The following is a 24,721-nucleotide window of genomic DNA, read 5'->3' as shown; positions in this document are numbered from 1 at the left end:
AGTGGTAGACGCTTTAAATCGCCTTCAATCTCTACTCCGCTCTCCTCAACTCTTCTCAGCTTTTCTCTACTCTCATCTCGTCTTCTTGTAAATTTCTAACCTTATACATATAAATAATATTCTGATAATACAAATTAGTCTTGTAAATATCCTAACGTGATTATCAATCTTTTGTCAAGGATAAATCTGGCCTTAATTGAATTGCTTTTTCCAAATATATGTGCTGAACTTCATGTTGTTGTTTATTTGTGTTTACTGTGGCCATTATTCTTATACACTTTTCTAGACTATTTGGAACGGGGATTTCTTGTGCACACATTACAGGTACAAGTTCGTATCCTTCTAATTCCCTTAATCCGACAGCAGGAAATGCTGCATTCAAATCATTTGTCGTAGTAATAAGTATATGCGAGACATCGCTAGGGTGATATTTATTTTCTTCTTGCATTCGTTCAGCTAATTTTGCTGTCGCTAGAATGATTTCTTTTCTATCATTTTCCTCAACAGTAATAGCCCCCCTTATTCCTCTCACCATCATTTGGACACCTCTCTTTGCAGAAGATCATATAAATCTTTTTCATTTATTTTGACGAGCTCTGGTTCCCCTATCTCTTTTAAAAGAACAAAATGAATCGATTGACTATGTGCTTTTTTATCTACTTTCATTCGTTCTAATAAACGCTCGGCTGTTAATGTTTTCGGAATATTTAAATCATAGCCTAAATTTACTAACTTACTAAAATAGCGATCATAGTTAAGCTCATTCCCATAATATTCTTCACTTAGCTTAAAAGCAAATAACATTCCGATTACTACAGCCTCACCATGACTCATATTTCCATATCCAAGCTCTGCTTCTATAGCATGACCGAGCGTATGCCCAAAATTTAAAAAGGCACGAATTCCTTTTTCCTTTTCATCTTCTTCAACAATTCTAGCTTTCACAGCAATTGAATCTCTTAACAACTTTGTTAATATATTCATATCCCAATTAGAAAACGAGGATATATTACCTTCTAACCAATTTAAGAAAGATGGGTCTGCGATAAATCCATGTTTAATTACTTCAGCAAATCCAGATCTCCACTCTTTCTCTGGTAAAGTCAACAAACATTCGGGATCATAAAGCACTAGTGAAGGTGCATGAAAGGCACCAACCATATTTTTTCCTAGTTCATGATTTATTCCAACTTTTCCACCAACACTACTATCATGAGCCAAAAGTGTAGTTGGGATTTGAACAAAAGGAACACCACGCATATACGTTGCCGCTACAAAACCTGCTAAATCTCCAACAACACCACCACCGAGTGCTATTATCATAGACTTTCTATCTAACTTGTTTTGCAATGCAGCAGTCATCACTTCCTCATACGAACAAAATGATTTAGATTGCTCACCAGGAGTAATGACATATGTGTAAAGTGGTATTGTATTAGGAAAAGAAGCCTTTACAGCAGTCAAATAATGATGGGACACAAGTTCATCTGTAATAATAAAATATGCAGATGGTTTCATGTCAACATACTCATTTATTTTTTTGAACACTTGCTTATGGCAACCACACTCAATGATTATAGGGTATTCATGAGAAGTTGCCTTGACTTGTAACTTAGCTCCATTCATTAGAAGCGCCTCGCTTTTTCGTTGTAATCCTCCAACTGCTGCTTTATTTCTTCCATCGTATCCGAACCAAATTTTTCTAACAACCCATTGGCCAGCTCCCATGCTACTGCAGCTTCACACACAACTGCCGCTGCAGGTACTGCACAGCTATCCGATCTTTCTATACTTGCGGAAAAAGTCTCTTTCGTATCAATATCTACACTTTGTAACGGTTTATATAAGGTTGGGATTGGCTTCATTGCACCTCGAACGACAACTGGCATTCCGTTCGTCATTCCCCCCTCAAAACCACCTAAACGATTTGTTTTGCGAGAAAACCCATGTTCATCAGTATATATAATTTCATCATGCACATCGCTTCCTAACATTCTAGCAGCCTCAAAGCCGACACCAACTTCTACACCTTTAAAAGCGTTAATACTCATGACTGCTTGGGCTATTTTACCATCTAATTTTCGATCATAGTGCACGTAACTTCCTAAACCAACCGGCAAGTTCTCAGCAACTACCTCGACAATTCCACCTATAGAATCCCCGTTATCTTTCGCTTGATCGATTGCTATTTTCATTTGCTGACTTGCTTCTGGGTCAATACATCTAACCTCAGAAGACTCTGATTGATCCTTTAAATCTTGAATAGAGTTAAATACACGTTGTTTAGATTTCACATCGCCAATTTCGATAACATGGCCACATAGCTGTATATTACACTCATTTAACAAAACCTGTGCAACAGCACCAACAGCAACCCTCACAGTCGTCTCTCTTGCTGAGGATCTCTCCAATACGTTACGCATATCTCTATGACGGTATTTAATGGCACCATTTAAATCAGCATGCCCCGGTCTTGGACGAGTGATTTTTCTTTTTACTTCCTTTTCCTCTTCAGGAGTAAGTGGTGCTGATCCCATGATTTTATCCCAATGCTTCCAATCTTTATTTTCTACATGGAGCGTAATCGGTGCACCAGTAGTTTTCCCATGCCTTACCCCACTCGTAATACGGACACGATCCGTTTCAATTTGCATTCGGCGTCCACGTCCATATCCTTGCTGTCTTCTTTTTAGGTGTATATTTATTTGTTCCTCTGTTAAAGGAAGATGGCTTGGTACTCCTTCAATAATCGCAGTTAACTCTGGTCCATGTGATTCACCTGCTGTTAAAAATCTCATTAAATATCTCCCTCAACTTTCTTTATCGCTTTTACGCATTAAAATGTTATTAAGTATCATTGTGCGTGATTTTATGTTGTTTTTCAAGAGTTTATTTACAAAAAATTATATTCCCTCTTGTAAATGTATATTTTACCACTTAATCTTACCTACTAAAAATGATTCAGAGTATCAATAGTGTATCTTCATGCTAATATTAATAATGGCCTTAATTTACAATGCTTTTTTATAGAAAAATGTGTCTTCAGAAACAAACTGATACTGCTGTGGATTGAATATTTGCTCCGTACTACCAACAAATAATATACCACCAGGCTTTAATGCAGCACTAAATTTTTTGTATAAAATATCCTTCGCTTCTTCTGTAAAATAGATCATAACATTCCGACATATAATTAAATCATAATTTGAACCAAATGTATCCGCTAATAAATTTTGTCTTGTGAATGTTATTGGTTTTTTTACACTATCTTTTACTTTATAGCCTATATCATCTTTTTCAAAGTAGTTAGATAACATTTTGTTTGGTACATCTTTTATCGACCGATCGGTATAAAAACCTACTTTCGCTCTTTCAAGTATAAATGTATCTAGATCAGTTGCTAATATATCGATGTTATTTAAAGGTATTTTTTGTTGTAGAATCATCGACAATGTGTATGGTTCCTCACCAGTCGAACACGCTGCACTCCATGCTTTAAACTTCTTATCTTGCTGTATGAGATTCGGAAGAATTTTATCTTCTAACACTTCCCAACGTTTAGGATTTCTATAAAACTCGGATACATTTATTGTCATTCTCTGTAAAAACTCTTCAAAAAGCTCCTTATCTTTTATTAACGAATGATAATAATCTAAGAAGGAATGAAAGCCTCGCTTGTCACGCAAAGTAGTTAATCTTCTCTTCATTTGCCCCTCTTTATATAATGATAGGTCTATTCCTGTTAATTGTTTTATCCCGTCTATAAATCGTTCGTAATCAGACATACAGTTCCTCCATTGTTCGACCATTTTTTTATACTTTATTATAATATAGCTGATTTCACCGTATCTTTATAGACATGTTTTATGATTTTAACTTATTTTTCTTTTTGTAATCTTTTTTACAAGTGAATCAATGTCATATTTCACTTTCTATCAAAGGTCAATGTCTAAGAATAATATCTTTCATTAAAAATATTTCCTTAATAACTTCCGTTCCGAAGCTGCATCTGTCGAGACAGTTCAGAGAGAATTCAAGAAGTAAAAAGTATATGCTCGGGCCTTGGGCATGTCTTTAAGAGGGACTATATCAAAATGGTCTTAACTCGTTTTCCTGTCCTGTACCTTATATTATTCTACTCAAGTATTCTTTGAGATACATAATTCAATACTCATAATACTAAAAAAATACCTCTCAAAAAAAAATGTGGCTGACTAAAAGGTCGTGATAACCATTTTAGTCAGCCTATAGAAAAAAATATTTATGGTGATTGTACTAAATAAGTAAAGACTTGTCGTTGTTGACTCATCGAGAGATTCCTTTAAAGAGTTTTCTCATGTATATTCGTTCGTGTTTTTGTAATTCGCTCATTATTGTTTAGTATGCGAACGCTATTAAATTGTCCACTTTGGAATTATTAGGCCCCTTTATCGGACGACAACCCTCATATCCATTTTGAAATTGTCTTATTATATGATACGAGTTCATCACTTCTGAAAAATAAACTAATCTCCCTTTGTGCACTTTCTTGGGAATCTGAGCCATGAATGACGTTTCTAGACATATGTATACCAAAGTCGCCTCGTATCGTTCCTGGCATTGCTTCTTGTGGATTTGTTTTACCCATCATTTTTCTCGCCTCAGCTATGACTCCATCGCCTTCCAAAACCATTGCAAAGACAGGTCCAGAAGTAATAAAATTAACGAGATCTCCAAAGAATGGACGGTTTTTATGCTCTGCATAATGTGCCTCTGCTAGTTCATTTGAAACCGTTAACAATTTTGAACCTACTAATGAAAAGCCTTTTAATTCAAACCGCGAAATAATACTTCCTACTAAATTACGTTGGACACCATCTGGTTTCACCATTATGAAAGTACGTTCCATTTTAAAAATCCCCCTTGTTAAGTTTTGGAAGCCCGAGCTAAATTATACCAGAATATTTCGATATCCTCAATTAAGAGATTGACTCAAAGATCACCCTGCGACGAGCGTTACATCAAGATTAAGCTTCGAGTTGTCTCGACGGATACAACTCCAGAGCATTGCATGTAGAGGAAGAGACAGGTTGTGAGCTGAAAATCCCGCAGGGTGCGGTGCCCGAAGTAAGCGAGCGTACTGAAGCGAAAATCAACTACAAAGTTTAACATAGCCATGCATAAAAAAGAACCGAAAGAGACTCTGTTAAGAGTATTTCAGGTTCATTTTTATCATTAATTACTTTAAAACTTTCGATCACCTATGTAATTTGCAATTTTTTGTAGTGCTGTTTTTGCTTTACTATCTGGAAGCTGATTTAATGCTTCTATTGATTTCATTAAATACCGGTCCGCTATGTTTTTGGAGAAATCAATGGCCCCAGTATCTTTTATTAATGAGATTGTTTCACCCATTTCTTTTTTATCCATGACATTCTCATCTAAGTGGTGGATAATTCGTCCTTTAACATCATCACATCGGCACATAGCATATAAAGCTGGCAAAGTAATATTACCTTGTAACAAATCACTTCCAGCAGGTTTTCCTAGCTCTTTCTCAGTACCAACAAAATCAAGAATATCATCCGTAATTTGAAAAGCCATCCCTACGTTATAACCAAATCGTGATAATGCTCTAACATGTGCTTCAGGTGCTCCTGAAGCAATTGCACCTAATTGACAGCTTATCGCTATTAAAAGAGCGGTTTTCCTTTTAATGCGTCTAAAATACATGCGAAGATTTTGGTTCCAATCATATTGATCACGAATTTGTTCTACTTCACCAATGCACATCTCAACAAGAGCATGTGATAATATTTTATGTATATCGGGTGTATCATAATATGTTGCAATTTCCACTGCCTTTGCAAAGATATAATCACCAGTATACATTGCCACCCTATTATCCCATTTTGATTTGATGGTCTTCTTACCCCTTCTTAGATCAGCATCATCAACGACGTCATCATGTACAAGAGATGCCATATGAATCATTTCTAGGGCAACACCTATATTTTTGATTTCTTCTATATTATATTCTCCAAACTGCGCAGATAACAGAACAAATACAGGGCGAATTCGCTTTCCCCCAGCCTTCAAAAGGTGTGATGAAGCTTCTTGAAGAATAGGGTGATTCGCATCTATATTTAACTCTATTTCTTTTTCAATTTTATTAATATCAGGTTTATAATCCCAATAAATATCAGTTAATTTCATATTTGGCCACCTTGTTATACGGAATGACTATGCTTTGTTGGACTCCAAAAGGATATATTAGCGACTTTATTTTCTAAAAGATTCATTTCGTATGCTAAGTTAAAATAATGATAAAGACCTGCTACATGTCGCTCTGTTAGATCATAATTAAGTCCGTGATAATAGTTTTTCCAAAAAGATTTCTTTCCACCTAGCTGCTTTTGAATAGAATAAATAATTTCTTCAAAATGATTATGAATGGAAGTCGTTTTACTATATAAAAACTGTTTATATAAATAATCTAAAAGGATTGGGTGTTTCTCACATGCACTTTTTCTTACTGCAAATACCGCATATGTCATTGGGTATCCAGTGAAGTGTTCCCAAATTGTCCCTAGATCATATTTGTGAATATCTTCTCGTTTATTCCATGATGCAGTGATGGCGTCGTCACCAATAAGTAAACAAGCATCATATTCTTTTAACATACTGTCATAGTCTGGCTCCATCGTCACATAGGAGACTTCCAATGAATAAAACTTCTGTAATATGATCTTTAATAAGTTAACAGAAGTTGCTGAACTTGAAGTAAGTGCAATTGTTTTGTTATGTAGCTCGGTTATTGGTAGTTTTGAAAATAAAAAAATTGAACCAACTTCTCTTGGTGAAGAAACAGAAAAATTCGGAAGCAGCATATATTCTTCATAATTCTCCCCATAGGAAAAGGAAGAAATACCACCGACATCAATGACTCCCTTCTCCATCCCATCATTTAATTCAGAAGGAACTTTAGGGATAAATGTACATCCATTTTGCCCTAAAAAAAATCGGTCTACATAATAAAAGAAAGGGAGTATATTAGTATATGAAATTTCTCCGATTGCCAACCCCATCCTAATCTCCCCACCTTTCAAATAAATCATGTTCTACTTCCAGTTGATCTAAAACTTTTCCTACTACAAAGTTTATCAAATCGTCCATGGAAGTAGGGTTATGATAAAATCCCGGCATAGCAGGGACTATTTGCCCACCTTGATCACTTATTCTCTTCATGTTTTCTAAGTGGACCGAGTGCAGAGGAGTTTCTCTAGGTACTACAATTAATTTCCGTCGCTCTTTCAACATCACATCAGCTGTTCTCTCTAATAAATTCCCTGAAATACCGTGAGCAATTTTTGCGAGTGTTCCCATTGAACAAGGGATAATAATCATACCATCGTTCTTCGCTGATCCACTTGCGATTGGTGCGGAAAAGTCTTGTTGCGTATGGAAATACAAATGCTCACTAACACCAAACACCTCATTGAGACACTTTTTCCTGTCCTCTATGTTTACTTGTAATTCATAATAAAATACTTGCCAAGCTGCTTCAGTCATTAACAAGTGTACGTCATGTTTTTGTTTTAATAAAGCTTTTACAAGCCTCACACCGTATATTGCACCACTTGCTCCAGTTATGCCAACAGCAAACACTTTTTTACTTAGGTTGTCCATAGAAGTAAATCTCCAATCGTAAATGCTAACATTACTAGACTTATAATACCGTTCATAGTAAAGAACGCGACATTCACTTTAGATAAATCTTGTGGTGATACTAACGAATGTTCATATGCCATTAATCCACCTGCAATTAAGACACCTATTAAATAAATCCATCCTAAAGGAGTAATGAAAAACAATACCACCATAGCTATAAAGCTAACAATATGAAAGACTTTCGCTAGTAGTAAAGCTTTTCCTATACCGAATCGACTAGGAATGGAATGTAGCTTTACCTTCTTGTCATATTTAGTGTCTTGTGTAGCATAAATGACATCAAACCCGGCAGTCCATAGTGCTACGGCAATAAATAAAACGTAAGGTACCCAAGTTGTTAAAGATCCTGTTGCACCAACCCAACCCCCAAGTGGAGCAAGACCAATTGTTATACCTAAAAAAATATGGCACGCCCATGTAAAACGCTTCGTATAGGAATAAAATACTAAAAAGAATACTGTTAAAGGTAATAAATACACAGCAAGCATATTTAATTGATAAGCAGAAAAAAATAAAAGTGCAAAAGAAAAAATAATAAATCCAACAGTTTCTACTCTAGAAATTAGTCCAGCAGGAATTGCTCGAGATGCGGTTCTAGGATTGTCTTTATCAATATTTGCATCAATGAGCCGATTCAATGACATCGCTGCACTTCTCGCACCAACCATTGCTAACGTAATCCAAATCCATTCAGCAATTGATGGCCAACCCCCAGTCATCAATAAACTTCCTAATACAGCTCCTAAAAATGCAAAAGGTAAAGCAAAAATTGTATGCTTAAACTTTATCATCTCTAAAATAATTTTTAATTTTTTCATTAAAGTTCCCCATTTTGTTTTTACGATAACAGTTTAATTTTTTTTAGCAAAGTGTGCAGCTGCTACACCTGCAGAATATGATTTGAAGTTTACTTCATTAAATCCAGCTTCATAAAATAATTTTGCTAATTCTTTTTTATTTGGAAAGGTTTCGGTAGACTCCTGTAACCAAGAGTATTCCTGATAACTTTTTGCAAATATTTTTCCAAACAATGGCATAATATATTTAAAATATAACCAATACATCTGTTTAAAGCCTATTAGCGTTGGTTGGGATGTTTCAAGGCAAACGACAAGTCCACCAGGCCTAACTACCCTCTTCATTTCTTGTAGTGCTTTAAGGTAGTCTGGTACGTTTCTTAATCCGAACCCAATAGTAACGTAATCAAAAGTATTATCTTCAAATGGCAAGGACATAGCATTCCCATGGATAAGATTCACTTGAGAGAGTTTCAATTCCTCTACCTTTTTCTTACCAATCGAAAGCATATTCTTACTAAAATCTAACCCAATCACTTCACCAGTTTCCCCTACTGCCTCACCAAGAGCAATCGACCAATCCGCTGTTCCACAGCAAACATCTAATGCTTTTGCCCCTTCTTTCACATTCATTCGCTTCATCGTATCTTTTCGCCAAGCAATATGTCGTTGAAAACTAATGATCGAATTCATCTTGTCATAGTTCGTATAGATGTTTTCAAAAACTTGGTGTACTTTTTCTTCCTTCGATTGCGTCATAGCTCTTATCCTTCCTCCATCACCCAATGCTCATATTTATTCTCAACTAATAATTCGTGTACCCTTTTTTGAAGAAAGGTTGCATTTACAACCCAATCCTTGGAAATATGCAATAATTTATCTTTCGTAACTTCTATATGTCGGTCAAAGCGAGCTAGTAATTGGCCCCTATATTCAGTATTCTTATCAGTCTCACTAACTTCATAAAGCAGCATGTCCACTAAAGAACCTTTCATCCCTTTATCAAGCCATAAAAATCTTTCCTTTAATAGTCGCTTTAGAAAGAAAAACTCCTCAATCACGTTTTTCCACTCAGACATTTGAAGCATATTTGCAATATTTCGTAATAGCGAAGTATCTATTGTCCTCACATCGTCAAACCCAGCTTGAATCTTCTTTATTTTATTTTTATACACATTCATTTTCGATTCATTAATTTCTTGGATCGACTTTGCAAGAACTTTAATTAAAGTAACGTCATCAACCTTTGAAAGAACGGAATAATACAAACTACTGTAATAATCTCCAGCTAGAACTTTTAGCTGTCTCTTTTTTCTATTTGTTTCATTTTGTAGCTCATCTACGCTCACTTGTTCATGCGTATCTAAAGCAGCTTGTACAAGAATTGTAGTTAGTATACATTGACTAATATAAGCCTGATCAACTTTCTTCTCTTTCAACATCATGTATAAAATAACAGCTTGATCAGCGTCTATTTGTGGATCTTCTATGTACTTTTGTAAATAAGGATGCTTTATCTTCGTATAAAAGCTATCGATAATACTTTTTAATTCTTCGCTGTACAAATAAGTAGATGACATTCGACGGACCCCCAAAGGTAATCTCTAATTATTATTTCACAAAGTCTTTTTTTATTATAACACAATTGTTAGCTCTGGATAAGCGCTCGTCACTTTCAAAATGGTTGTTAGTTTTCTCCATTTTGACAATTGCAGGGTATCTACTTAGAATCATTATCCATTTCACCATGAGCTGTTTGAACCGTTGCTTTTCCTCGAATCTTGATAGCAGACGTATGCTCAGTAAATTGCGCAATCATTATTTCATTTTTATCAAGTTTTTCCGAATGGTGAAACCGTGTATCTGAACCTCTTGTTAATCCGATTACATTTACACCATCTTCTTTTGCTTTAATTACAATATACTCATTTGTTTGTGCCATTGGCTATCTCCCCTTAAAATTATTTAGACATACTTTAACTATAAAATACGGGAATATAAATAAATAGCATTTTTTCAGTATTTTACATTATTCTTTAATTAAAGAAAGTACTTCTGCCCTCGCTGCTGGATTGTTTTCAAATGCCCCTCTAACAGCCGATGTTACTGTCTTAGAACCAGGTTTCTTCACTCCACGCATCGTCATGCACATATGCTCTGCCTCAACTACGACGATAACCCCTAATGGCTCCAATGTATCTACTATCGAATCGGCTACAGTGGAAGTAATTCTTTCCTGTAACTGAGGTCTACGAGTAACTGCCTCTAATGCTCTTGCAAGCTTACTTAATCCTGTTACTTTTCCGCCCTTTGGTATATACCCTATATGGGCTTTCCCATAAAAAGGAACTAGATGATGCTCACACATTGAATAAAATGGTATGTCCTTTACTAATACCAATTCCTCGTGATCCTCACCAAATACAGTTGCAAAGTGTTCTTTAGGATCTTGCTTCACTCCTTCAAACACTTCTTCATACATTCTTGCTACTCTTTTTGGTGTATCAAGTAATCCTTCTCTATTTGGATCTTCTCCAATGGCTTCTAATATCATCGTAACGGCTTGTTGTATTTTTTGATGGTCTACCTGACTCATTTTATTTCCTCCATTCGAAATTATATGTAAACGAATTTCGTTAAAATTCTAGCATAATCAAGTGAATGAATACAAGCAAGCTTACTTGTTATGTTTGAATGCATTTGTAAAATTGTTTTCTAAAAAAAAAAGAGGTTGACTGAAAAGGTCGATTTTTTACCTTTTGAGTCAACCTCTCTTTTCTTAGAAGCAGTGAAAAAATGATACCACATGTCTTTAAAGTAGCACTCTTCGTGCTACTACGCGTGGCATCAATTCATCTCCAAATTTATACTATCTTATCTTTCTAGAAAAAAAGAACCACAGAGTGTGGTTCTTCTTTCTATTTCAATAGCCCGTATGTATGTTATTTAACAGCATCTTTTAGGGCTTTACCAGGTTTGAATGCTGGTACATTACTTGCAGGAATCTCGATTTCTTCGCCAGTTTGTGGGTTACGCCCTTTACGAGCAGCACGCTCACGTACTTCAAAGTTACCGAATCCAATTAATTGCACTTTCTCACCATTTTGTAGAGAACCAGTGATGACATCAAAGACTGCATCAACGGCACTAGTAGCATCCTTCTTTGAAAGATCAGATTTTTCAGCAACCGCATTGATAAGTTCTGTCTTATTCATCTCATTCACCTCCTCCCATAATTTCAGTCTTGTTATTCCCTTTGTTTCACAATTATAAGCTTTTTATACTTGTTTTCCTTGAAATCATAGGATAACAAGGCTTATCTTAAACGATAAAAGGAAATAATTCAACAATTTTTGCGGAATTCCTTGTATTTTTATAACTTTTTTACCTTTTTTGGTATATGTAACACTTGTTTTTACCAAAAAATACCATTAAAATGTGCTTATCACTTTTTTAGTCAAGTATGTCAGCATGGTGATAAGTGTCTCGTAGTACAAAGAAAATACATTTTCCCCCAAAAAAAAAGCTCTCCAGACGGAGAACTTATAATATGATTGCTATTAATCCACCAGAGCCCTCGTTAATAATTCGCTCAAGCGTTTCTTTTAATTTATACCTTGCATTTTCTGGCATCAACGATAATTTTGCAGAAATCCCTTCTCTAACAATAGAGTTTAAAGAGCGACCAAAGATATCTGAATTCCATATGGAAAGTGGATTTTCCTCAAAGTCTTGCATTAAGTACCTAACAAGCTCTTCACTTTGTTTCTCTGTACCTATAATTGGTGCAAACTCTGACTCTACATCAACCTTTATCATATGAATAGAAGGTGCTACAGCCTTCAAGCGAACTCCAAACCTAGAACCTTGTCTAATAATTTCTGGTTCATCTAAACTCATATCTGTAACAGATGGAGCTGCAATTCCGTACCCAGTTTGTTTTACCATTTTAAGTGCATCTGCCACTTGATCGTATTCTGCTTTTGCAAATGCAAAGTCTTGCATCAACTCTAAAAGATGATCTTTACCTCTTATTTCTACACCTACTACCTCTTTTAAAATTTGATCATATAAGTCATCTGGTGCATGCAAATCTATCTCTGCAACACCTTGACCCATTTCTATCCCAGCTAATTGTGCTTGTTCTATAAATTCGTACTCGAAGAAATGACCAACTACTCTATCAACGTCACGTAAACGTTTTATGTCCTTTACAGTATCACGAACTGCCACTTCATAATTATCTCTTAACCAGTGATCCTCTTTTAATACCATTACCCAGCTAGGGAGGTTTACGTTAACTTCATGAACAGGGAACTCATACAATACCTCTTTAAGCACCATATTTATTTCTTGCTCACCCATACCTTCGATGTTAAGAGCTAATACTGGAACATCATGCTTTTCAACAAGATCGTTTCTAAGTTCTTCCGTATCAGGGTGTTGAGGATGAACACTGTTGACAATAACAATAAAAGGCTTTCCAACTTCTTTTAACTCTTCTATTACTCTTTCCTCTGATTCAACGTAATCTTCCCTTTCAATTTCCCCTATAGAACCATCTGTAGTGATAACTACCCCTAAAGTGGAATGTTCCTGAATCACTTTACGTGTGCCAATTTCAGCTGCTTCATGAAAAGGAATTGGGTCTTCGTACCAAGGTGTATTGATCATTCTTGGTCCATTTTCATCCTCATAACCCCTTGCCCCTGGAACAGCATAACCTACACTATCAACAACGCGAACATTTACATCCAACCCTTCATCCACATGGATCGATACAGCCTGATTCGGTACGAATTTTGGTTCTGTTGTCATGATCTGCTTACCAGCTGCACTTTGAGGTAGTTCATCTTGCGCTCTTGCTCGATCAGCTTCACTTTCAATGTTTGGAATTACTGCAAGCTCCATAAACTTCTTAATGAATGTTGACTTACCAGTTCGAACAGACCCTACTACTCCTAAATAAATATCACCACCTGTTCGCTCGGCAATATCTTTAAAAATATCAATTTTTTCCACAAAATCCCCTCCCGGTCATATTCAAAATAGATTCTCCTTGAGCATCTTTTACGTTTGGAAAGACAGTATATATTTATGATATTGTCCATTAATTATGACAAGGTATTCATAGAATCCCTTGTATTTAACTAATCAAGCTAGGTACTTTTGCTAGTTCTACTATTGCAACCCTATTACCACATCCTCTAAAACTGTCTTGCAGCAGTTATAAAAAGGGGGATTTAGTGTAAAAAATAGAAAAAGCCTCCCTTTCTCTTGTATGTATATTGAGAGGGGAGACCTTTTAGAACATCAATACTAAAAAGTTATTTATTTAATTAAAAACTATTTCACCGTCTATTAAAGTCATCGGACGAGAGTACACTGGTACAAATGGTGCATGCTTCACTAATAACCACCTTAAGTCATCACCTTCATCAAATTCATCTAAACCATGTTCTTCGATAAAATATAATATATCTATCGTATAGTCAATGATAACTGTACCATCGTTTTGTAATAACAAAGGCAAGCGATGATCTGGATGATATGGACTATCTACTGTAGGTTGTTCACTATAATTTAACTCCTCGTAATCTAGTCTCAAAAGTTCTTTTCCTACAATTTGATCTACAGGAGCGTATTGATTCTCCCTACGATACATATCTACCCTTTGTTGAAATTCTTGGATTTCCCTTATCATTGGTAAGTGAATGAGTTTTACTTCAGGCATCTCTTCAATATTAATTAACACATACTGAAAAACCCCACCACTCTCAAAAGAATTTCCAGGAGGAGATTGCAAATAGTTTGGTATAAGCGGTGCGAAATTGACTTGATATTTTCGGAAAACATCAGTGTTCTCACGTTCGATAATAGGTAACCTACCGTGATCCTGTCTAAATTGAATTACAGCAGATTGCACAGATTGTATTTGATCCTCATATGGAACTTGGTTTTCTGGTCGTCGTTCATCCGGATATAAGCACCCTGATAGCAATATGAAAATACTAAACGATAATATAAACAACATAATAGATCTCATAGCTTATCCACCTTAAAGCAAATATTATTCAGTCGGTCCTGCGAAAACAGTAAAAAATACGATAATTCCTGCAACTACTAAACATATAAAACTAAAGGTTAATAAAATGTAGCGCAGTATACCTTTAGCTTTTTCCTTCGTAATAATTGTAACAATTACGGAAATAAACATTAACCCCATTGCAAAAAAAGATATCCACATATTCGTTAATGGATCAGTAGTCAATTCTTTCACCCCACTACAACCTATTTTGGTAAATACCCGAATAATTATAGCATAGACAAGATGGGTTTGCATAAGAAAACGCTATAACATAGCTTTTCTCATATGAGGTGGAATAATGTTGACACCTTGATTAAAAGTAAAGATGTGTGCTCCTCTTGACAAGAAAAGGGAGACTCAATAGGTAATAATAAACCTTTGAGCCTCCCTCAGCTGTGAGATTAACCTATTGCTGAACTTTTACTAGCTAATAGGAAACCTCTATTCAAACGCCATTTTTCTTTTACTGATTGAAGAAAAGGGGCAGATTCTCCAATCCTTGACATACTAAATACAACCTCTTCACAGCCCTTAATATTTTCTTACATTATATTTTATGCTTGAGAAAAGGAGATTGATGATAAATATTAACTTACCCTACTTCTTCTGTTGAAATAGTTTGGCTAAGCTAGCAAAGTCCATAGGTACGTCCTTGTTAGAAATTGCTTTTACTAACTCATCTTCCTTCTCTTTTGAAACTGGAACGTTTGCCAGTTGGGAGACTTGATGGATTAGTTGACGGATATTTTCTTCTTTACTCAAATCGGTATTACTTACAGAATTCGCTAAGTTAAATAAGTCCTGCTGATTAACATTTGTCTTCTCTTGTAACTGATCGAATAAAGGATTCTTTTTCTCGTCCAAAATGAAGCCCTCCTCATGCAGATGTCAAGATATCATATGCATAGAGGCGACCTATGTGAACAATAATTATTATTTTTTATCCATAAAAATTATGTTATCTAATTTAAGATCTTCTACTTCTTTTTTCTTAACCCTTCCCATTAGCTCAGAGACAGCTTCCTCTGGAGATTTATTATGGAACAACACATCATAAATTCCTCTCGTAATTGGCATGTCAACGTTAAGTTCGTTAGATATTTCGTATGCTGCCTTCGTTGTACGAATGCCTTCTACAACCATTCCCATTTCGTCTAGTACATTTTGCAAGTTTTCACCTTTGCCTAACATATTACCTGCTCGCCAATTACGACTATGAACGCTAGTACACGTAACAATGAGATCGCCCAATCCTGAAAGGCCCGCAAAGGTTAAGGGATTTGCCCCCAGCTTTACTCCTAAGCGTGCTATTTCAGTTAATCCCCTCGTCATTAAAGCAGCTTTAGCATTATCACCAAAGCCCAGTCCATGTGTCAATCCAGCACCTAGAGCGATAATGTTTTTTAATGATCCACCAATTTCAACTCCTATTAAATCAGGGTTTGTATATACACGAAAATGTTTATTCATAAATAAGTCTTGTACATAAGATGCAGCTTCCATATCTTCTGAAGATGTTGTTACTGTAGTTGGCTGACGAAGACTCACTTCTTCAGCATGACTTGGTCCTGATAAAACGACAACAGATGATCTAAGGGAAAAAGGGATCTCCTCTTCGATAATTTGTGAAATTCTTAAGTGTGTACCTGGTTCTATTCCCTTACTTGCATGGATAAACGTCATTGGTTTTTTTATGTTTTGCTTTACACTTTGTAAAACTTCCCTCATCGCTTTTGTAGGGACGACAAGTAATACCGCTTCAGCCCCTTCTAAAACTGCTTCGATGCTCGTACTTGCAATAAGGTTGTTCGGTAAGGTTATATTAGGTAAGTATGCGTTATTTTGATGCTTTACATTAATTTCATTGACTTGCTCTTCATAACGCCCCCATATATGTACATCGTGCTTGTTGTCTGCTAACACGAGCGCTAAAGCTGTGCCCCAACTACCAGCACCTAAAACTGCAATTTTTGCCATATATTATCCCCCCTCTTTATTCATTTTTTTCCAATTTTGTTCTCAGTTCCAGTAAATAAACGTTGAATATTAGCTCTATGACGCCAAACTGACAAAATACAAATTGCAATTAAAAATAGAGATAGTGTATTCGGGTTTTGAAAGCTAGATCTAAAAATAATAGCTATTAATGTTGTATTAATAATAAATAATAACGAACCTAAGGATACAAAACGAGTAATAATAATAGAAATAATTGCAATAATACCAGAAATTAATGCTGGGAAGAAAACAAGTGTCGCTAAAACGCCAATCGTTGTAGCGACACCTTTCCCGCCACGAAAACCGTAGTAAATCGGCCAATTATGGCCAATAATTGCCGCAAGGCCGCAAGCTGCTGCAATAACAATGTCTCCATTGCTAAAATATAAACCTAAATAAACTGCTACTATTCCCTTAGCACAATCAAGTAATAATACAGTAATTGCAGGGCCAATACCTAATAGGCGTAACGTGTTTGTTGCACCAGCATTTCCACTTCCATGTTGACGAATATCTACTTGCTTTATTTTCTTTGCAATAAGATAACTAAAACTAATTGACCCGAGCAAGTATGAAAAAACAATGATAAATAATGAAATCATACGAAGCCTCCATTTTCTTATTCATTTTTCTTACGAGCAATAATTCTAATAGGGGTTCCTTTAAAGTTAAAAGTTTCTCGTATTTTGTTTTCTAAGAAGCGACGATAAGAAAAGTGTAATAATTCTGGATCATTAACAAATAGAACAAATGTAGGAGGGGCAACAGCTACTTGAGTTGCATAATTTATGCGCAGTCTTTTGCCACCATTATCCGTTGGAGCAGGATTCATTGTTACAGCATCAACAATCACATCATTTAAAACATGCGTCTGTACTCTAAGGTTATGATTTTCGCTAACCTCATTAACTAATGGAAGTAGGTGTTGCATTCTTCGTTTTGTTTTTGCAGATAAAAAAATGATTGGTGCATAGCTCAAATATAAAAACTCTTCACGTAGTTTTTGCTCAAAGTTCAACATTGTTTTATCATCTTTTTCAACTACATCCCATTTATTAACTACTAATATGACTGCACGTCCAGCTTCATGAGCATATCCCGCAATCTTTTTATCCTGTTCTATCATCCCTTCTTCCCCGTTAATAACCATTAATACAACATCTGATCTTTCAATTGCTCTTAATGCCCTTAATACCGAATATTTCTCTGTACTCTCATAAACTTTTCCTTTTTTTCTCATACCAGCTGTATCAATAACGACATAATCTTGTCCATCTTTAGAAAATGGCGTATCGATGGCATCTCTCGTCGTACCTGGAATATCACTAACAATAACCCTTTCTTCCCCTAAAATAGCGTTAGTTAGCGAGGACTTCCCTACGTTCGGTCTTCCTATAATGCTAATTCGTATTGTGTCTTCATCATATACATCTTCTGTTTGACTAGGAAATTGCTTTATCACTTCATCTAATAAGTCACCTAAACCTATTCCGTGTGAACCTGAAATAGGCTTAGGATCACCGATACCTAGACTATAAAATTCATAAAGTCGGTCATGCATCGAAGGATCGTCCATTTTATTTACACCAAGTACTATTGGTTTTTTTGAGCGGAATAATATTTGTGCAACCTCTTCATCTGCACTAGTTATCCCTTCTCTCCCATTTACAATAAAGCATATAACATCAGCTTCTTCAATAGCTAATTCTGCTTGGTAACGCATTTGAACCATTAAAGGCTCGTCATTAATTTCAATACCACCTGTATCTATAATATTAAATTCTTTGTTTAACCATTCCGCTGAACTATAAATTCGGTCACGAGTTACTCCTGGTTTATCTTCAACAATCGCAATTCGTTCCCCTACAATACGATTAAAAATTGTTGATTTACCAACGTTTGGTCTCCCTACAATCGCTAATACTGGCTTAGGCACAATATATTCCTCACTTTCATTTCTTCACATTATTTTACTTAGTTTATGTATGTAAAATAGATTAACATTCATACTTTATCAATAAATCTCACATATAAATAAAAATCTGTAGCTACAACATTATAACAAACGTCATTCGTTTTCGACAATTGAATTTTGGGATAATTAACCTTAAGCATTTATTTTTCTATGACTTTTTTGATTTTTCACGAACATACTTGTATTCCATTTACTTCCTAGTTCACCCATATAGTACTCTATTCGATTCCAACATAATAAACTAATCATAGAGATTGCTAAAACGTCTAGAAAAAAGAAATCTCCTAATATATAACTTGCAGCAGCAATATGTGATTGTTCCAAAAGCATCAAGAACAAAACAACCTCCCCTTGAATAAACCCTGAGCAAACAATTGACAATCGGTTAAGGTTATTTTTTACAAATAAAATAACGACAATAATACTTAAACTTGTAATTGAAATTAAAGGGGAAATATATAGCCATACTGGCTCAAAATAAATAAAATAGTGAAATAAAAGAAAGAGACCTGATATTAAGGTAACAACAAAGTATGTATAGAACATATCTTTTAATTTTAACCTTGCAATATAAGAAAAGGAAAGTAGCCCAATACCAATAATAGGTAGTTTAATTGTAATCATTGATAATGATAGCGTAAAATTAGCGCTTATCATGATAATAAAAGCAGCTAATAACCATTTCGTTCTCGATATGCTATTAACATAAAAAAAGAATATAGCGATAATAATAAGCCACAATGACCAATAAAACCAAAATCCTTCCATCACTTTCCCTCCTTTTGAGTGTGTATACTTTACATAATCGACATACATTTGGGTAAAATATACGTAATTTTTAGAAAAGGAGAGAAAATGAAAATGGGAAAAGATCGTCAAGAAAAGAAATTACAAAAACAAGGACATGTTGAGTCGGATAGAGACCAAAAGTTGAGTTACGGAGGGAGTACAAAGTTAGAAAGCGCTGATGCTGCAAGAAAAAGACAAAGATAATTATTTTTTAAAGATGAATCAACGTTTCCTCCTCTACCAGTTTCTACTGCCCGCTTCGAGATGTCTCGACGGATGCAGATTCAGAAGAAACTGGAAGAGGAAGCGACAAGGGAGTCTCCTGAAGTAAAAATCAACAACAAAATTTAACTTAGCCAGCAAAAAAAATAACCCAGATTGGCACTGAATTATTTCTTTTAAATACAAATGAACCCAATTCATAATCCACTTATGCCGCAACTAATTCGAGATTTAGGTAGGTACTACTTTTATCTTGCTTTGAGTCCATTGGCCCGTAAAGTACGAGAGTTATAAAATTCATTCAAATAGTAAGTATTTTATAAAGATACAATACTTCTATTGGCGAATTTAGTTGTATCAATTCTTCTTTCCATTAGCCAATTCCTCATCTCTCCTCGAAATAGAATAGGCACTTGTTGGAGCATATTTATATTAGTTGCTCCTACAGCTGTCATGATTAAACGCAACTCATCTAGCATTAAGTTTAAATTTTTTATTGTATACTCTTCATCAAATTCTGTTATCCATTTAAGTACTTGACCAGCCATCCCAACTGCACTAGCACCTAATGCTAGTGATTTAGCAATATCTAGACTAGTTTGAATGCCACCAGTTGCTAGTACCATCACGCTTGGTCTTGCTTGCTTAGCTTCAACAATGGAAGCAGCTGTAGGTATCCCCCAATCATTGAATATGTCATACTTATGTAACCTTCGTGCATTTTCTATTTGTGAGAAATTAGTTCCACCAAAACCACCAACATCGACTACGGAAACTCCCACATTGTATAATTTATCAATAGTCTCCCTACTCATTCCAAAGCCAACCTCTTTGACAATAACTGGTACATGAATGTTGTTACAAATGCTCTCAATTCTATTTAGCGCATTTCTAAAATGACGGTCTCCCTCTGGCATCACTAATTCTTGGATAACATTTAAATGAATTTGAATTGCATTTGCTTCGATCATATTAACAGCAATCTTTGCTTGTTCTAATGTAGCCTCACTACCAAGGTTCGCAAAAACAATGCCATTCTGATAGTTTTTTCTAACAATTTTATACGTATTTTCCTCTGTAGCATCTTTTATAGCAGACATTTGTGATCCTACAGCAATAGGTATATTTAAAACATTGGCAACATTAGCTAACTGACCATTAATGTGCTCTGTTTGTTTACCGCCTCCACCAGTCATGGCATTGATAAAAATCGGCGAACTAAATTTCAGTTCGCCGATGAGAGATTGTATGCTTATATCATCTACATTAATATCTGGTAGGCTTTGGTGAATAAAGCGGATATCATCAAATCCAGATTCTCTAGATTGTCCCGTTAATAATGCATTATCCAAGTGCTCAATTTTTCTTTGAGAACGATTCACGCTTATAACCACCTTAGTATGTTATTTATATTTTTTTAGTTGATCTCCAATGACATCACCTAATGAGAATCCACTGTTATCTTCTAACTTTTCATACTCTTGTTTTACTTCATTTTCCTGTTTTGCTTCTTCTTCTTCTTGTATAGCTCTTATACTTAAAGAAATACGCTTATCAGCTAGGTTTACATCCAAGACTTTTGCTGATACGTTTTCCCCTTCTTTTAAAACTTCACCAGGAGTCCCAATATGGCGGTTAGCAATTTGCGAAATATGAACTAATCCCTCGACACCATCAGCTACTTCAACGAAGGCTCCGAAGGAAACAAGCCTTTTCACTTTCCCTTCTATTACATCCCCTGGATTAATATTTACGAGTTCCCAAGGACCAGGTAATGTATCTTTTATAGATAATGAAATTCGTTCATTATCAGGGTCTACACCTAGCACTTTCACTTTAATTTGGTCGCCCTCACTAACAACTTCTGATGGAGCATCAACGTGATGATGAGCCATCTGAGAAATATGTACTAATCCATCAACGCCACCTATATCAACAAAAGCTCCGAAATCCGTTAATCGTTGGACTTTCCCTTCAAGAACATCACCAACTTGAATAGATGTTAACGTTTTACGTTTCTTTTCGTTTTCTTCTTCATCTAAAACCGCACGTTGTGACAAAATTAATTTATTCTTTTCTTTGTCCATCTCAACGACCTTTAAGCGAAGTGTTTTCCCTTTATAGTCTGAAAAATCCTCTACAAAGTGGCGTTCAACTAATGATGCCGGAATAAAGCCCCTTACCCCTACATCTACAACGAGACCTCCTTTTACAACATCCGCAACCACCGCTTCAAAAATCTCACTAGTAGATAGTTTATGCTCTAACTCATTCCAAGCTTTTTCTGCAATTACTTCTTTTTTCGACAGTATTAGTTCATCATCAGTTGATTTAATAATTTGCAACTCGACTTCATCACCTTCACTTAGTACGTCACTTACTTGTTCAACGTGCAAACTGGATAACTCACTAATTGGAATAATTCCATCCATTTTATATCCGACGTTGACAAACGCTTGTTTTTCCTCTACTTTCGTAATCGTACCAATTACGGTTTCACCAACTGAAAAAGATTTAACATCTGCCATTTCATTATTCATTTCTTCTACCATTGACAATACCTCCCAATATCCCAATCCGCGGGTATCTTTACTTTTTTATTTTGGCTATGTTGTACTTTGTTGTTGATTTTCGCTTCAGGACGATCGCTTGTCTCTTCCTTTTCCAGCTTCGATCTGAAGCTGCATCCGTCGAGATATATCGGAGCGTATTCAAGAAGTATATGCTCGTTGCAACGGGTAATGTTTCACTTCCCTCCATGCAACGTACGAAGCCATCGCCATCCCCCACCCTGCTGGAACTTCAGCATAGCTATTCCTGCAGGAGCCTTGTACCTATCGTGAAAATCAACTTTAGCCTATAACAAAGCCTTTATTTTAATCCCTAAAAGGGAATAGCAAAGAAAGAAATATTATTGCTCTAAGTAAAGTAATCTATATCTATACATATTCGTTAAGTATACCTTGAATCCCTTCCATTATTTTATCCGTTGCTTCTTCTGCTGTAGCACGTTGTTCCCTTAGAGTTTCCATATCGACTGGACTGCCATATACTATTGTAATTTTTGAGAAAAGTTTATAATTTCCAATAATTGCACAAGGAACAACTTGTGCATTAGATCTTAACGCAAAAAAACCAACACCAGCTAATCCTTTTCCTAAAGTACCAGTCTTACTTCTTGTTCCTTCTGGAAATACACCTATCATCTGTTCCTCACTCAATAATTTCAAGCCAGTTCTTAATGCTTGGCGATCACTCATCCCTCTACGTATCGGGAATGCTCCTAGCTTTGGTAAAAGTGACTTTAAAATAGGCTTTTCAAACAACTCCGCCTTTGCCATATATCTCGTTTGCCGTTTTATAAAAGCTCCAACAAACGGTGGATCGAGCTCATGAATATGGTTACTACATAAAAGTACGCTGCCGTGTTCAGGTATATTTTCTTTCCCTATGACGCGTACACGAAAAAACATACGAAAAAATACACGACATAAAAACTGACCAAATGAATACAATTTACTCACTTTTTTTATCCCCTTTTTCATATACAATGGTGAGAATTTTCCCAACTACTTCTGGTATACTCAAGAAGGTAGAATCTATTTCAATTGCATCATCTGCCTTCTTAAGTGGCGCAACTGCTCTTTCTGAGTCTAGTTTATCTCTCTGACTAATTTCACTTTTTAACAACTCTAAATCAGAAGGTTGTCCTTTAGAAAGATGTTCTTCATGTCTTCTACGTGCCCTTTCGTCAACAGTAGCAGTTAAGAATACTTTGATCTCGGCACTTGGAAGCACTGCGGTTCCAATATCTCTACCATCCATAACCGTACCACCATGTTTAGCTAATTGCTGCTGTAAACGTACCATTTCTTCCCTAACTTCAACATGTCTAGCAACATAAGAGACATTATTAGTGACTTCAGACAATCTTATTTCTTCAGTTACATCATTGTTGTTTAACATGATTAACTGCTTACCAGATTTATTTATTAGCTCAATTGAAGTTTTTTTTAACAGATCAATAAGTTTTTCACCATTACTAATCTCAACATTTTCCTTTAACGCCTCGTATGTAAGTGCGCGGTACATTGCACCAGTATCTATATAAATAAAAGACAATTTTTCTGCAACCATTTTCGCAACAGTGCTTTTCCCAGCCCCTGCTGGACCATCAATTGCAATATTAATACGTTTTCCCATGTTGTAAACCCTTTCTTCTATAAAATATACTACATATTATATGATTCATTTTATCATATTTTTCTATTTCCGGTCTATTTCTCAAGCTGCTAGAACGATCTATAACTTTATAAGCTAGTTTCCTTTTTTCTAATTGCCAACTGTTTTTCAAAGCAAAAACGTACAATTTTCTGACGTTCAATTTCAGATATTTGACTAAATTGTAAAGAGGCTTTTTCTCTTCCAGATTCTTTAATAATCCTAACAATTTTTGCGCTACATTTTATATACGCCATATCCCCTACTTTAAAGTGAAGTGGCAACCAAACGGTTATCTCGATATTCGGTTGTAATGTATGTGCTTCTGGTAATAATATTGCCATTCCCCCTCCACTAATATCTAAAGTAACAGTTGTAAATGGTTCAAAATGTTGTTGTACAGGATGAACAGCGACATCAACTGCAGATTCAATTCTTACATACTGTCTTCTTTGAATTCTACGATAATTTTCTATACCAGGGTCCTTTAAAAGGAGCATTGGCATTTTTCTTTCAATCTTACCTACTACTTCCGTATGGAATAAATAAATTGCTTCATCCTTACCTAAGAACCAAGCTCTAAATTCTGTACCTTCTAAAAAGAAATGCGGTTTCTTAGTATTCTCATCTACTGGAAAATCAATGAAGATTTTATTATCTTCGTAATCAAGGATTTTACTTCTATATCTTTTATTCTCTTCTACAGGATTCAATTCTAAAAAAATAGTTGTACCTACCTTAATCAACGTTATATACCTACCTCTCTTACAACTTAATCGCATAACTTATTACATGTTAATAATACCAGTTTAATTATACCATCATATTATCGTTATAGTTCAATGAATTCATGTATTTAAGAGAGAGTGTACTATAAGTAAAGGGAGACTCAATAGGTAAAAATATACCTTTTGAGTCTCC

28 protein-coding genes are annotated in these 24,721 nt (G+C 35.4%); 1 reads left to right on the top strand and 27 read right to left on the bottom strand.

Annotation, left to right across the window (positions count from 1 at the left end; genetic code table 11):
* Positions 1 to 163: 163 nt before the first annotated feature.
* The 22 genes from aroH to BCELL_RS09295 form a co-directional block, all read right to left on the bottom strand.
* Positions 164 to 535, bottom strand: coding sequence for a chorismate mutase (gene aroH, locus BCELL_RS09400; RefSeq protein WP_041808801.1), 372 nt, complete (start codon positions 533 to 535; stop codon positions 164 to 166).
* On the bottom strand, positions 535 to 1,728 hold the full coding sequence (gene aroB, locus BCELL_RS09395) for a 3-dehydroquinate synthase (protein WP_245546978.1): 1,194 nt from the start codon (positions 1,726 to 1,728) through the stop codon (positions 535 to 537). Before aroB ends, aroH begins: the two co-directional genes overlap by 1 nt.
* Entirely contained in the window at positions 1,626 to 2,798 is a 1,173-nt protein-coding gene (aroC, locus tag BCELL_RS09390) for a chorismate synthase (protein ID WP_013488471.1), read from the bottom strand. Before aroC ends, aroB begins: the two co-directional genes overlap by 103 nt.
* A gap of 213 nt (positions 2,799 to 3,011) precedes the next feature.
* Positions 3,012 to 3,785 (bottom strand): CheR family methyltransferase, encoded by a 774-nt coding sequence (locus BCELL_RS09385; protein WP_013488470.1) that lies wholly within the window; start codon positions 3,783 to 3,785, stop codon positions 3,012 to 3,014.
* A gap of 659 nt (positions 3,786 to 4,444) precedes the next feature.
* Complete coding sequence (gene ndk / locus BCELL_RS09380; protein ID WP_013488469.1) at positions 4,445 to 4,888, bottom strand: nucleoside-diphosphate kinase; 444 nt, start codon at positions 4,886 to 4,888, stop codon at positions 4,445 to 4,447.
* A gap of 335 nt (positions 4,889 to 5,223) precedes the next feature.
* Positions 5,224 to 6,195, bottom strand: a complete 972-nt coding sequence (gene hepT, locus BCELL_RS09375; RefSeq protein ID WP_013488468.1) for a heptaprenyl diphosphate synthase component II — start codon at positions 6,193 to 6,195, stop codon at positions 5,224 to 5,226.
* Between the two features lie 14 nt (positions 6,196 to 6,209).
* On the bottom strand, positions 6,210 to 7,097 hold the full coding sequence (locus BCELL_RS09370; protein ID WP_245546976.1) for a menaquinone biosynthesis protein: 888 nt from the start codon (positions 7,095 to 7,097) through the stop codon (positions 6,210 to 6,212).
* Complete coding sequence (locus BCELL_RS09365; protein ID WP_013488466.1) at positions 7,069 to 7,668, bottom strand: UbiX family flavin prenyltransferase; 600 nt, start codon at positions 7,666 to 7,668, stop codon at positions 7,069 to 7,071. The genes BCELL_RS09370 and BCELL_RS09365 overlap by 29 nt, the downstream gene beginning before the upstream one ends.
* The gene (locus tag BCELL_RS09360; RefSeq protein ID WP_013488465.1) at positions 7,656 to 8,528 is read right to left on the bottom strand and encodes a UbiA-like polyprenyltransferase; all 873 of its coding nucleotides are present in this window, start codon (positions 8,526 to 8,528) and stop codon (positions 7,656 to 7,658) included. Before BCELL_RS09360 ends, BCELL_RS09365 begins: the two co-directional genes overlap by 13 nt.
* Before the next feature lie 33 nt (positions 8,529 to 8,561).
* Complete coding sequence (locus BCELL_RS09355) at positions 8,562 to 9,266, bottom strand: demethylmenaquinone methyltransferase (protein WP_013488464.1); 705 nt, start codon at positions 9,264 to 9,266, stop codon at positions 8,562 to 8,564.
* Between the two features lie 5 nt (positions 9,267 to 9,271).
* On the bottom strand, positions 9,272 to 10,087 hold the full coding sequence (locus BCELL_RS09350; protein WP_013488463.1) for a heptaprenyl diphosphate synthase component 1: 816 nt from the start codon (positions 10,085 to 10,087) through the stop codon (positions 9,272 to 9,274).
* 140 nt (positions 10,088 to 10,227) lie between these two features.
* Positions 10,228 to 10,449 (bottom strand): trp RNA-binding attenuation protein MtrB, encoded by a 222-nt coding sequence (gene mtrB / locus BCELL_RS09345; RefSeq protein WP_013488462.1) that lies wholly within the window; start codon positions 10,447 to 10,449, stop codon positions 10,228 to 10,230.
* Positions 10,450 to 10,536: 87 nt separating this feature from the next.
* The gene (gene folE / locus BCELL_RS09340) at positions 10,537 to 11,103 is read right to left on the bottom strand and encodes a GTP cyclohydrolase I FolE (RefSeq protein WP_013488461.1); all 567 of its coding nucleotides are present in this window, start codon (positions 11,101 to 11,103) and stop codon (positions 10,537 to 10,539) included.
* 346 nt (positions 11,104 to 11,449) lie between these two features.
* Positions 11,450 to 11,722: an HU family DNA-binding protein gene (locus BCELL_RS09335; RefSeq protein WP_013488460.1), complete on the bottom strand. Its 273-nt coding sequence runs from the start codon at positions 11,720 to 11,722 to the stop codon at positions 11,450 to 11,452.
* A 328-nt stretch (positions 11,723 to 12,050) separates the two neighbouring features.
* Complete coding sequence (gene spoIVA / locus BCELL_RS09330) at positions 12,051 to 13,529, bottom strand: stage IV sporulation protein A (protein WP_013488459.1); 1,479 nt, start codon at positions 13,527 to 13,529, stop codon at positions 12,051 to 12,053.
* A gap of 313 nt (positions 13,530 to 13,842) precedes the next feature.
* Positions 13,843 to 14,553 (bottom strand): hypothetical protein, encoded by a 711-nt coding sequence (locus tag BCELL_RS09325; RefSeq protein ID WP_013488458.1) that lies wholly within the window; start codon positions 14,551 to 14,553, stop codon positions 13,843 to 13,845.
* Between the two features lie 24 nt (positions 14,554 to 14,577).
* On the bottom strand, positions 14,578 to 14,787 hold the full coding sequence (locus tag BCELL_RS09320) for a DUF2768 domain-containing protein (protein ID WP_013488457.1): 210 nt from the start codon (positions 14,785 to 14,787) through the stop codon (positions 14,578 to 14,580).
* 405 nt (positions 14,788 to 15,192) lie between these two features.
* Positions 15,193 to 15,459 (bottom strand): stage VI sporulation protein F, encoded by a 267-nt coding sequence (locus BCELL_RS09315; RefSeq protein WP_013488456.1) that lies wholly within the window; start codon positions 15,457 to 15,459, stop codon positions 15,193 to 15,195.
* 69 nt (positions 15,460 to 15,528) lie between these two features.
* Positions 15,529 to 16,572, bottom strand: coding sequence for an NAD(P)H-dependent glycerol-3-phosphate dehydrogenase (locus BCELL_RS09310; protein ID WP_013488455.1), 1,044 nt, complete (start codon positions 16,570 to 16,572; stop codon positions 15,529 to 15,531).
* A 20-nt stretch (positions 16,573 to 16,592) separates the two neighbouring features.
* Positions 16,593 to 17,195 carry a glycerol-3-phosphate 1-O-acyltransferase PlsY gene (plsY, locus tag BCELL_RS09305; RefSeq protein ID WP_013488454.1) on the bottom strand — a complete coding sequence of 201 codons (603 nt, stop codon included), beginning with the start codon at positions 17,193 to 17,195 and terminating at the stop codon, positions 16,593 to 16,595.
* 17 nt (positions 17,196 to 17,212) lie between these two features.
* Positions 17,213 to 18,529 carry a ribosome biogenesis GTPase Der gene (gene der / locus BCELL_RS09300; RefSeq protein ID WP_013488453.1) on the bottom strand — a complete coding sequence of 439 codons (1,317 nt, stop codon included), beginning with the start codon at positions 18,527 to 18,529 and terminating at the stop codon, positions 17,213 to 17,215.
* A gap of 171 nt (positions 18,530 to 18,700) precedes the next feature.
* A complete protein-coding gene (locus BCELL_RS09295) occupies positions 18,701 to 19,336 on the bottom strand; it encodes a YphA family membrane protein (RefSeq protein ID WP_013488452.1) in 636 nt (211 codons plus the stop codon).
* 93 nt (positions 19,337 to 19,429) lie between these two features.
* Here BCELL_RS09295 and BCELL_RS22110 point away from each other — a divergent pair, with 93 nt between their 5' ends.
* On the top strand, positions 19,430 to 19,561 hold the full coding sequence (locus BCELL_RS22110) for a YpzI family protein (RefSeq protein ID WP_081457272.1): 132 nt from the start codon (positions 19,430 to 19,432) through the stop codon (positions 19,559 to 19,561).
* A 335-nt stretch (positions 19,562 to 19,896) separates the two neighbouring features.
* On the opposite strand, the gene fni is transcribed toward BCELL_RS22110, so the two are convergent.
* The 5 genes from fni to BCELL_RS09270 form a co-directional block, all read right to left on the bottom strand.
* Entirely contained in the window at positions 19,897 to 20,961 is a 1,065-nt protein-coding gene (fni, locus tag BCELL_RS09290; protein ID WP_013488450.1) for a type 2 isopentenyl-diphosphate Delta-isomerase, read from the bottom strand.
* A 21-nt stretch (positions 20,962 to 20,982) separates the two neighbouring features.
* Positions 20,983 to 22,131 carry a 30S ribosomal protein S1 gene (rpsA, locus tag BCELL_RS09285; protein WP_013488449.1) on the bottom strand — a complete coding sequence of 383 codons (1,149 nt, stop codon included), beginning with the start codon at positions 22,129 to 22,131 and terminating at the stop codon, positions 20,983 to 20,985.
* Between the two features lie 387 nt (positions 22,132 to 22,518).
* Entirely contained in the window at positions 22,519 to 23,103 is a 585-nt protein-coding gene (locus tag BCELL_RS09280; protein ID WP_013488448.1) for a lysophospholipid acyltransferase family protein, read from the bottom strand.
* The gene (cmk, locus tag BCELL_RS09275) at positions 23,096 to 23,782 is read right to left on the bottom strand and encodes a (d)CMP kinase (protein WP_013488447.1); all 687 of its coding nucleotides are present in this window, start codon (positions 23,780 to 23,782) and stop codon (positions 23,096 to 23,098) included. The genes BCELL_RS09280 and cmk overlap by 8 nt, the downstream gene beginning before the upstream one ends.
* A 107-nt stretch (positions 23,783 to 23,889) precedes the next feature.
* On the bottom strand, positions 23,890 to 24,546 hold the full coding sequence (locus BCELL_RS09270) for a flagellar brake protein (protein ID WP_013488446.1): 657 nt from the start codon (positions 24,544 to 24,546) through the stop codon (positions 23,890 to 23,892).
* Positions 24,547 to 24,721 lie beyond the last annotated feature (175 nt).

It is taken from the genome of Evansella cellulosilytica DSM 2522, from assembly GCF_000177235.2.
Taxonomy (GTDB): Bacteria; Bacillota; Bacilli; order Bacillales; family Salisediminibacteriaceae; genus Evansella; species Evansella cellulosilytica.
Note: the sequence above shows the minus strand (reverse complement) of the source record. Positions and strands in the feature narration are given on the sequence as shown.